This window comes from Streptomyces lonarensis, from assembly GCF_012033735.1.
GTDB lineage: Bacteria > Actinomycetota > Actinomycetes > Streptomycetales > Streptomycetaceae > Streptomyces > Streptomyces lonarensis.
Window position 1 is genome coordinate 1 of record NZ_JAAVJD010000218.1, and the last position, 8,721, is coordinate 8,721.

Annotated in this window: 8 protein-coding genes; 2 read left to right on the forward strand and 6 right to left on the reverse strand. The window is 75.9% G+C overall.

The genetic code is table 11. From position 1 onward, the window contains the following. Positions 1-706: 706 nt before the first annotated feature. Positions 707-2,128 carry an NsdA family TPR-like regulatory protein gene (locus tag HCN56_RS20700; protein ID WP_167973355.1) on the reverse strand — a complete coding sequence of 474 codons (1,422 nt, stop codon included), beginning with the start codon at positions 2,126-2,128 and terminating at the stop codon, positions 707-709. A 160-nt stretch (positions 2,129-2,288) separates the two neighbouring features. Between HCN56_RS20700 and HCN56_RS20705 the strand changes: the two genes are divergently transcribed. Beyond that, positions 2,289-2,978 (forward strand): bifunctional DNA primase/polymerase, encoded by a 690-nt coding sequence (locus HCN56_RS20705; RefSeq protein ID WP_376770905.1) that lies wholly within the window; start codon positions 2,289-2,291, stop codon positions 2,976-2,978. Positions 2,979-3,413: 435 nt separating this feature from the next. Here the strand turns inward: HCN56_RS20705 and HCN56_RS20710 are convergent, their stop codons facing one another. From HCN56_RS20710 to HCN56_RS20725, 4 genes are all read right to left on the reverse strand, one after another. Next, positions 3,414-4,217 (reverse strand): hypothetical protein, encoded by an 804-nt coding sequence (locus tag HCN56_RS20710; protein WP_167973357.1) that lies wholly within the window; start codon positions 4,215-4,217, stop codon positions 3,414-3,416. A 131-nt stretch (positions 4,218-4,348) separates the two neighbouring features. Then, on the reverse strand, positions 4,349-5,176 hold the full coding sequence (locus HCN56_RS20715) for a hypothetical protein (RefSeq protein ID WP_167973359.1): 828 nt from the start codon (positions 5,174-5,176) through the stop codon (positions 4,349-4,351). A gap of 149 nt (positions 5,177-5,325) precedes the next feature. Beyond that, positions 5,326-6,186, reverse strand: coding sequence for an alpha/beta fold hydrolase (locus HCN56_RS20720; RefSeq protein ID WP_167973362.1), 861 nt, complete (start codon positions 6,184-6,186; stop codon positions 5,326-5,328). A gap of 495 nt (positions 6,187-6,681) precedes the next feature. Further along, positions 6,682-7,374: an iron-dependent transcriptional repressor DtxR gene (locus HCN56_RS20725; RefSeq protein ID WP_167973364.1), complete on the reverse strand. Its 693-nt coding sequence runs from the start codon at positions 7,372-7,374 to the stop codon at positions 6,682-6,684. 263 nt (positions 7,375-7,637) lie between these two features. Here HCN56_RS20725 and HCN56_RS20730 point away from each other — a divergent pair, with 263 nt between their 5' ends. Beyond that, positions 7,638-8,396 carry an SIS domain-containing protein gene (locus tag HCN56_RS20730; protein ID WP_167973366.1) on the forward strand — a complete coding sequence of 253 codons (759 nt, stop codon included), beginning with the start codon at positions 7,638-7,640 and terminating at the stop codon, positions 8,394-8,396. A 58-nt stretch (positions 8,397-8,454) separates the two neighbouring features. Here HCN56_RS20730 and HCN56_RS20735 read toward each other — a convergent pair. Next, a partial coding sequence (locus HCN56_RS20735) for a GAF domain-containing protein (protein WP_167973367.1) occupies positions 8,455-8,721 on the reverse strand: 267 nt, incomplete at its 5' end.

An 8,721-nucleotide genomic window follows, 5' to 3' on the forward strand; every position in this document is an offset into this window, starting at 1 on the left:
AACAGCCGCTCGTTGGGCTGCCGTGCGGCGGGCACCGCGGCACTCTCGGTCATGTGCTCTCTCCAGGCTCGGCTGTCCTACGGACTTGTCCGCAGAATCGATGCCCACCCGTCGCCGGGCCCCCGCCTGCGGTGCCCCCGAACGCACCCCCGCCGCCGCCCGTCGCACCCGGTACCGGCCGTCGTCGGGCGGGCAACCGCAGCGGGGTCGACGGCCCGTCCGAGGTGGCGGCTGTCGTCAGACCGGGCACCGGCCGCCGGCGCGCCGGCAGCGCGGGCAGCACGGCGAGTGGCAGTGGCGGCCCCGTCGGCGGGCGGCGGGTAGCCGTAACCGCCGGGTGCCCCGCCCGGGGCGGGCGGCGCCCCCGGCGGGGCCGGGGGCGGGAACGGTGCGTCGGGCTGCGCCCACTGCTCGTCCCACGGGCCGGCCTGCCCGGACGGGTCCGCGCCGGTGTGCGCCCACGGGTCGGGCGCACCGCCGGGCTGCCACGCCGCGCCCTCGTACCCGTGCGGCTCCTCCGCTCGCCTGTGGCGGTTGCTCGACACCGGCGTGGGTCCTCCGTCACTCCTCGGGCCGCGCCCGGGCCCGGGTGGCGGCGATGCCGGGGCACGGCAGCCGCTCGCACACAGGAGCGGTCACCAACCCGTTCGGCCGACTGTACCCGGAGTCACCGGCCCGACCGGACCGCAGGATCGCACGCCGGGCGTCAGACGAGTGCCGGGGCGGCCCCCCTCCAGCGCTCCTGGAACTCCTTGACGTGAGGCGTGTCCTGATAGGGCGCCAGCCGTGCGTTGAAGTCCGCGAAGTACTGGCTGCCCCGTCGCGACCGCAACCCCGTCAGCAGCACGCCGGCCTCCCCGGCGGTCTGGCAGGCGTGCTCCACCTCGGCCTGCTGGAGCTTGCCCGTGGCGAGCACCAGCAGCCCGATCGCGCGCCGTCGGGTCCGGCTCTCCGGGTGTCCCGCCAACGCCTCCGAGGCGCGCTGCTGGGTGGCGTTGCCCTGTTCGAGGTCGCGATGGCAGTGGGCCAGCTCGTCGGCGAGGTACGCCGAGTCGTAGTGCGCGACCCAGTCCGGGTCCTCGCCGCGCGACCCCCCGGCGCGTTCCATGGCGGCGAGCGCCGGGGAGGCCGCCCGGCGGCACGCCTCGCGGTCGCCGAGCTGCGCGTGGCCGCGGGCCTCAGCGGCGAGGAACAGCGCCTCCGCCCGGGGCGGTACCTGGCCGCGGGTGCCCTCCTGCGCGGCCCGGGCGAGCTGGATCACCTCGCGCGGGCTGCCCAGCTGGGCGGCGAGGTGGCTCATGCCCGCGGCGAGCACGTAGCCGCCGAAACCCCGGTCGCCGGCGGCCTGGGAGAGCCGCAGCGCCTGGATGTAGTAGCGCTGCGCGAGCCCGGGTTGGCCGGTGTCGACCGCCATGTAGCCGGCGAGTTCCGTGAGACGGGCGGCCGCGGCGAACAGCCTGCGCCCGACCGACTCCCGGTAGGAGCCGGTCAGCAGCCCCGCCACCACACCGTTGAGGTAGTGCGCGACGACGGGCCGGACGTGGCCCGCGCCCCAGCGGCGGTCGAGCTCCACCATCGCCTCGGTGGTGGCGATCACCGCCTCGACGTCGCTCATCCCGACACGACCGGTCCCGGCCGGCGCGGCGACGGAGTCGTCGATCCGGGCGATCAGCCAGTCGCGGCTCGGCTCCACCAGCGCGCCCGGCGCCACGGCGGCGCCGCCGGCCGGGGTCTGGCCGGTCCCGGTGGGCTGCGGCCGGGCGGAGTCCGCCCGCCACAGTTCCCGGGCCTCCTCGATCGCCTCCAGCAGCCCCGGGGCGAAGGTCAGCCCCACCGCCGAGGGCGGCTGGCGGGAGCCGCCCATGCCGATCTCCTGCAGGGTCACCGTGCGGCCCAGCTTCCGGCCCAGCGCCTCGGCGATCACCTCCGGCGCGCGGCCACGCGGCCGCTGTCCTCTGATCCACCTGGCGACCGAGGTCTTGTCGTACCGGAAGTCGAGCCCTCGCTCTGCCGCGCACACGTTGACGCGGCGGGCGAGGCCCGCGTTCGAGCACCCCGCCTCCCGTATCAGGGACAACAGCCGCTCGTTGGGCTGCCGTGCGGCGGGCACCGCGGCACTCTCGGTCATGTGCTCTCTCCAGGCTCGGCTGTCCTACGGACTTGTCCGCAGAATCGATGCCCACCCGGGGCCGGGCCCCATGCGCCACGCTCCCGCGGATGCACCCGTGCGCCCCTCCTGCAAGCCGCGCTCCCGGCGGTGACCGTAACCGCCGGGGGCGCGGAGAGTTGTGATCACCGTGAGAGAGACCGCCGCAGCCCCCGCCCCGCCCGCCGCCACCCCCGACCGCCGGGCGGGGATTCCGCAGCAACGGGGCGACGGCCCGCTGGAGCACGCCGTCCGGTACACCGAGGAGCGGCACTGGGACGTGCTGCCCGGCACCTGGCTGGAGCACCGCGGCGGGACCGTCCACTGCTCCTGCGGGGCCCCGGCGTGCGAGGCGCCGGGCGCCCACCCCGACGGCCCGGGCTGGGCGGAGCGGGTCACCTCCAGCCCGGCCGCCGCGCGGCGGATGTGGGAGGCGGAACCCCGCGCCTCGGTGCTGCTGCCGACCGGGCGCAGCTTCGACGTCCTCGACGTGCCGGAGTCGGCCGGCTGCCTGGCGCTGGCCCGGCTGGAACGCGCCGAGGTCGAACTCGGCCCGGTCGCCGCGACCCCCGGCGGCCGGATGATGTTCTTCGTGCTGCCCGGCGGGGCGGTCAAGGCGCCGGGGATGCTGCGGCAGCTGGGCTGGCCCCGGAACGCGCTCGACCTGCGGACGGTGGGCGGCAACGGCTACGTGCCGGCGCCGCCGACCCGGCTGGGGCCGCTGGGCTCGGTGCAGTGGGTGCGGCGCGGCGGCCGGGCCGTCCGCTGGCCCGCCGACCCGGAGGAGATCCTGCCCTCGCTGGCCTACGCCTGCGGGCTGGACCACGGCTGAGAGCGGGTTCGGGACCCCACGTCGGGTCGGCTCTCGGCGTCGGACGCGGTCAGCTGCGCGGCGGAGGGGCGCCCTCGTACCGGGTGGTGTTCGGGCGTCTTTCGACCACGCGGCAGGTGGCCGTAGCCGGCGTCGCGGGCGGCGTGGGGTCTCACACCCGCTCCGAGGCCGCCGGGGGCGCGCCGCCCGCTCCCGGCGTGCGGCGGCGGGCCGGACGCCCGGTTCCGGCGACCGGCTCGGTCGTCGGCGCGCCCCCGCTCCGCGATCATGCTCCCCCGGGTGCGCCCCGTGGAACGCGGGGTTCCGCTGATGCTGCCGCGGTCGGCCGGGGCTCCCGGGCCCGGAGGGTCGGGAGGTGGGCGCGCCCCGCGGCCCGGCGAACCGGTCCGTCCCCGTGACGCCTCGGCGCTACCGGGCGCCGCGCATCGCGGCGCGTCAGCTGTCGAGCAGCTCCGCCATCGACACCGACTCCTCGTCGGACGGCGCCGTCACCTCGACCGGCACGTTGAACTCGGAGTCCATCGTCTGGTGCACCCCGTCCGCGGGCCCTGAGACACGCAGCACGTAGTGGGGCCGCTCCGCCATGATGTGGAGTTCGGAGACCTCGCCGAGCAGCCTGGTGAGTTCGAACTCCACCACCGGGGTCCCGTCGATCTCGCCCCGCCCGACCTCGGCGACCTCGCCCACGAACCCCACAGCCCCCCACCCCTCCCGGAACTCGTCGAGCGTGCACATCTCCCCGGGCGTGTGAGCGGCCGGCAGGTCGCGGAGCGAGCCGGCAAGGTAGCGGCCGTCGAGAAACTCTTCGACTTCCGGCTCGTCGGCAGCCGCCCAGTACGCCTCGTCGCCCTTCAGCCAGTAGTCGTCCCCCAGTTGGATGAACTCCATCACCCCGTCGTCGGCCATGTCCATGGAAGCCAGGCATGCGCCGGTGTCGTCCATCCAGAGGTCCATCCCCATCGGCGCCCCGTCGACCGTCAGGTCGCCCGTCACGCGCAGCGCGGTGGCGGCGCGGAGCTCCTCCGTGGCCGCGGCGAGGTACTCCCTCGGCCGCAGCTCGGGCGCTTCCGCCGATTCCTCCGCCTCGGCCGCGGGCGCGGACCCGGCGCCGGTCGGCTCCTCGGCCCGTGCGGCCGTCCACTGCTCCGCGTGCAGCCCGCCCCCGCATGCGGTCAGCGCCAGCAGCCCCGCTGCCGCAACTCCGGCGGCGCGGCGCCCGGTACGCGCACGATGGTTCACGTGTTCCCCCTCGGTGTAGAGGGGGGATCGTATCGACGGCCACCGGCACCGACAGGGGCGGCTCCCGCGCGCCCGCCGGCACAGGGGCGCCGCCGCGGCGCGCTTCCCACGCCGGGGACCGACCGGGCGGATCAGACGGGGCTGACCTCCCCCGGGAGGAAGATCTCCTCCGGGCGGGGCGGGGTGATCTCCAGCGGCTCGTTGTAGCGGTCGAAGACCATGCGCTGCTGCTCGCCGTCCTCGACCGCGCTGATCTCGTGGAGGTAGTGGGGGGCCTCCACCGCTACGCGCATGACGGCGGTCTCGCCGTCCCGCTCGGTCACCTCGATGTCCACGACCGGGGTGCCGTCGAGCTCGCTGCGGCCCTGCTCGGTGATGCCGGCGTCGAACTCGTCGACCGGGAGGTCGCCCGTCAGCTCCTCCAGCACGCAGAGCTCGGTGAAGCCGGCCATCGCCGGGTCCCGGGTGGAGCCGTGCAGGTACCGGCCGTCGAGCTGGACGCCCAGCTCGTGCAGTCCGGCGACCTCCCAGAAGAGGTCGTCGGCCTTCACCCAGACCAGGTCGGCCGACTTGAGGATGGTCATGGCCCCCTCGCCCTCCATGGCGACGTCGGCCGAGCAGTCCCCGTCGGAGTCGAGCCAGATGTCGAGTTCCATCCGGCTGCCGGCGTCCACGAGGGAGCCGGTGAGCCGCAGCGATTCGGCGTCGGCGAACTCGGCCAGTGCGGAGTCGAACATCTCCCGGAGCTGCGGGTCCTCGTCGTCCGCGCGGGGGCCGCCGGCGGCGGGCCCGCCGCCCTTGCCGCTGCTCGCGTCCGGTTCACCCCCGCCGCCCTCCGCCTCGGGCTCCGCGGACCGGGCGCCCCAGTAGCTGTCGCTCTCCCCCGAGCAGCCGGAGACGGCCACCAGAACGGCTGCGGCGGCCGTGACGCCCAGCGTCGCCCGCGCCTGTCTGCGCATCGTCCCCCCTTGGTCGTGTGGAAAGCCTACCGATCCCGGGCCCGGGCCGGGCGGGCGCTCAGGGGGCCGTCTGGACAGCGACGCCGTGCGGGCGGAGTGCCGGCACCCGACTCCCCCGGTGGGCGGGGGCGTTGGCCGGCCCGGCTCCGCTACTCGTGCTTCACGGAGGTGAGGAAGGACTCCACCGCCGCCCGCCACTCCTCGGCGCGCTCGTGGTGGGCGAGATGGCCGGCGTCGGGGATGTCGGCGTAGCTGCCCTGCGGGAGGACCCGCACCATCTCCTGCGCCTCGGCCCGGCCGAGCTCGCCGTCCTGGCCGCGGATCACGAGGGTCGGGCACTCGACCTGGGCGAGCTCCTCCCAGTGGGCGTCGTGCACCCACGCCTCCCGGGCACGCAGCATGTCCTCGCGACGGAAGATCGGGTTCCAGCCCTCGGGCCCCTCGGACATGACCTCGGTGTAGTAGGCGCCCCGGGCGGGCGAGGGCCGCGCCAGGATCGGGTCGTCGACGGCGAACCAGCGGCGCGCGGCGGCGGGCGAGGCGAAGGGCGTCGGCCAGGAGTCGTACCAGCGCGCCCACTCCCGCTGTGACTCCTCCCCCAGCGGAGAGGCGCGCATGTCGCCGATGACCAGGGCGCTCACCAGATCGGGGCGGCGGGCCGCGAGCTGCCAGGCGGTGAGCGCTCCCATGGCGTGGCCGATGAGGACGGCGGGGCCGAGCCGCAGCTGCTCCAGCGCGGCCTCCGCGTCGGCGACGAAGGCGTCACGGCCGTAGTCGCCGCCGGGCGGGCGTTGGCTCAGGCCGTGGCCGCGCTGGTCGAGGCCGACGGGACGGTAGCGGTCGGCGAGCCAGCGGGACGCCTCCGCCCAGTGGGTCGAACGGCCCATCAGGCCGTGCAGCAGGAGTACCCCGGGACGCTCACCGAACTGCTCCATCGTCGAGGAATCGGAGAAATCCCACGCGGCAAGACGCGTGCCGTCGCTCCCCGCGACCTCCAGTCGCCGGACCATGCGTCGTACCCCCTTCGCTCACCTCTCGGACTCCCCCACGGGCAGAACTGCCCACCGCCGACAGCGCGGGACCCCGGGACACGGTTGCTCTGCCCCGGGCCGCCGCCCGGCCTGCACTGCGAGGTTACCGAACAGGTATTCGAACACGCCTTCCTTCTGCCGCGTTTCCCTCGTACGAGTGACCAACCCGCACTCGGTGACGCCGCCGGGTCGAGCTCCCGCGGCGGGCCGTTCCGACCGCACCGGCAGGGCGCGGAGCTGCCGCCACCACCACCGGGGCCCGCCGACCGGCGACCGCCACGGCGGCCGCCGAGTCCGCCCGCGTCGGCCGGAAGGCCGGGGAGGAGGGCACTCACCACCACCGATGCCCCCCGTCATGCCCCCGGCTCCGCCCCGCAAACGGTGGCGCCGCACACACGGCAGCGGGGCGGCCGTTACCGGCCGCCCCGCGATCCCTCGGTCCTGCGGACCGTCCCGCCTCCCGGCGGGCGCCGCTCAGTTCTTCGCGACGAAGACGTGCATCGCCACCGAGTCGTTCAGCTCGGCGGCCTCGCCGCCACTGCCGACCAGCACGCCGCCCTCGTCACCGGCGCGCACGCTGACGGACGCGCCGGGCTGCACACCCGCGCGCCGGAGCGTGTGCATGAGCTGCGCATCCATCTGGATGGGCTCGCCGATCCGCCGGACCACGACGGTGCGGCCGTCACCCGCGCCGAGGTCGCTCAGCGCCACCATGCCCTCCTCCAGGAAGGGGTCGGTGGTCACCGCCTCACCCAGTTCGGCGAGCGCCGGGATCGGGTTGCCGTACGGCGACTCCGTCGGGTGGTCCAGCAGCGCGAGGACGCGCCGCTCGACCGCCTCGCTCATCACGTGCTCCCAGCGGCACGCCTCGGCGTGGACGTGCTCCCACTCCAGGCCGATCACGTCGACCAGCAGGCACTCCGCCAGCCGGTGCTTGCGCATCACGCGCTCCGCCAGCCGGCGGCCCTCCTCGGTCAGCTCCAGGTGGCGGTCGCCGGCCACGCTCAGCAGGCCGTCGCGCTCCATGCGGGCGACCGTCTGGCTCACGGTCGGCCCGCTCTGTTCGAGACGTTCGGCGATACGGGCCCGCATCGGAACCACACCCTCCTCCTCCAGCTCCAGAATGGTGCGGAGGTACATCTCTGTGGTGTCGATGAGTCCGGACATGGTTGCCCCTCGGCTATGTCGTGCGGTGGCCCTGCCACCAATTCTGACCCATCGCGGCGACAACCGGACCGACCCGGCGCCCGGCCCCCGGTGTTTCCGGCCCGCACGCCCGCCCGCCGGGGCCCCGCGGCGCCTCCGCGAGGGCTCGACGAGGGCGTCGTTCGCGTTGCCGATCTTGACAGCACAGGTGTGCGGAGCCCAGCGTGACAGCGCCGTGGCGCGCGCCGCGCCCGGCGTCCTCCAGCCGAAGGATGTCCCCGCCGATGAGCCCCCTCCCCCTCGCCGACCAGTTCTTCGACGCAGCGCAGCGGCTGCTGGCCCGGGTACGGGAGGAGGAGGGCGAGGCGGTGGCCCGGGCGGGCGCCCTGCTGGCCGACACCGTCGCCGCGGGCGGCCGGGTCTTCGCCTACGGCGCCGGGCACTCGGCGCTGCCCGCGCAGGACGTGGTGTACCGGGCCGGCGGCCTCGCCGTCGTCAACCTGCTGAGCGTCCCCGGCGCCAGCGGGGTGGACGTCCAGCCCGCGCCGCTCTCCAGCGCCCTGGAACGCGTCGGCGGGCTGGCCCGCGCGACCCTGGCAACCTCCCCGGCACGCGCCGGGGACCTGCTCTTCGTCATCTCGCTCTCCGGCCGCAACGTGCTCCCGGTGGAGATGGCCTCGCAGGCCCGCGCCCTGGGGCTGCGCGTGGTCGGCGTGACCTCCGTCCGGTACGCGGCCGAGACCACCTCGCAGGCGGCCGACGGGACGTTCCTGAAGGACCACTGCGACGTGGTGCTCGACAACAAGATCGCCCCCGGGGACGCCGAGCTGACGCATCCGGCCGTCGCCGCGCCGTTCGGCCCCGCCTCGACCGTCGTCACCTCGGCGCTGATGCAGGCGGTCGTCGCCACGGCCGCCGGGGAGCTGGCCGATCGCGGCCTGGAGCCGCCGCTGCTGCGCTCCGGCAACATCGACGGCGGCACGGAGTGGAACCAGCGGGTCTGCGAGCGCCACGCGGACCAGGTGCTCTGGCAGCGTCGCTGACCGGCCGGGCGCACCCCGGGCCGGGGCGCCCGGGCCCGGCCCGCGGCTCCGGGCCGGTTCAGCCGCAGGCGGCCGCGAGGTCGACGGCCGAGGCGACGCGCAGCGCGACGTCCTCCGCGAAGGCCGCGTCCGCCCGGTCGAACCCGCTGCGCCCGCTCCCCCGCAGGAAGGTCACCACACCGAGCACCCGGCCCCGGCTGCGCAGCGGCACGCACAGCGCGTGCATCGTGTCGCCCGGCCAGCGGTGCGCCACCGCCCAGGGGGCACCCGCTGCCACGCGGGCGGTCCCGCCGCGGGCGCCGCCGCCCGTGGCCCGGACCGGCAC

Bases quoted from the DNA above. Each gene is read 5' to 3' on its own strand.
- HCN56_RS20700 (WP_167973355.1), bottom strand. From the start codon at position 2,128: ATGACCGAGAGTGCCGCGGTGCCCGCCGCACGGCAGCCCAACGAGCGG.
- HCN56_RS20715 (WP_167973359.1), bottom strand. From the start codon at position 5,176: ATGCGCAGACAGGCGCGGGCGACGCTGGGCGTCACGGCCGCCGCAGCC.
- HCN56_RS20720 (WP_167973362.1), bottom strand. From the start codon at position 6,186: ATGGTCCGGCGACTGGAGGTCGCGGGGAGCGACGGCACGCGTCTTGCC.
- HCN56_RS20725 (WP_167973364.1), bottom strand. From the start codon at position 7,374: ATGTCCGGACTCATCGACACCACAGAGATGTACCTCCGCACCATTCTG.
- HCN56_RS20730 (WP_167973366.1), top strand. From the start codon at position 7,638: ATGAGCCCCCTCCCCCTCGCCGACCAGTTCTTCGACGCAGCGCAGCGG.